Genomic DNA, 392 nt, shown 5'->3' with positions numbered 1-392 from the left:
CCGTAGGGAAGGGGATCACCCTTTTTGAGGGTGCCCATTGCAACCATGTTGCGGGCTACCGCCTCGTCGCCAATGGCGTACACGTCAACAGTTGCCGAATTGCCGTGATACGCCTGCACGTGTGCGACCTCACGCCCGCGCCGGTTGAGGATGACCCATGCGCTGATGCTTTGCCCTGCATTCGTGTCTCGTACGCGCTTCGCCATTTTGCTACTCCGTTTAGGTTGTTACTCGTTGAAAGTGAGACTATTGTATGCGGGCCGGGCGGACCCGTCAACAATAGTTGAGCGATTTACTAAGCCTTTATTCTGCGGTTTTACGCACCAAGCAAAAGGGGCCGCGCGGGCCCCTTTCCTTATTCGTCGTCTCCGTACATGCGGGCCAGATATTCC

1 protein-coding gene is annotated in these 392 nt (G+C 56.4%); it reads right to left on the bottom strand.

Annotated elements, in window-relative coordinates:
* The coding region (locus AC1RPN_RS08525; protein WP_481763763.1) for a hypothetical protein at positions 1-206 on the bottom strand (206 nt) is incomplete at its 3' end.
* Positions 207-392 lie beyond the last annotated feature (186 nt).

The sequence above is a fragment of the Dellaglioa sp. CoH-57-MRSF-20 genome (genome assembly GCF_056781955.1).
The sequence above is the reverse complement of the archived record's forward strand: the minus strand, read 5'-3'. Positions and strand labels throughout refer to the sequence as shown.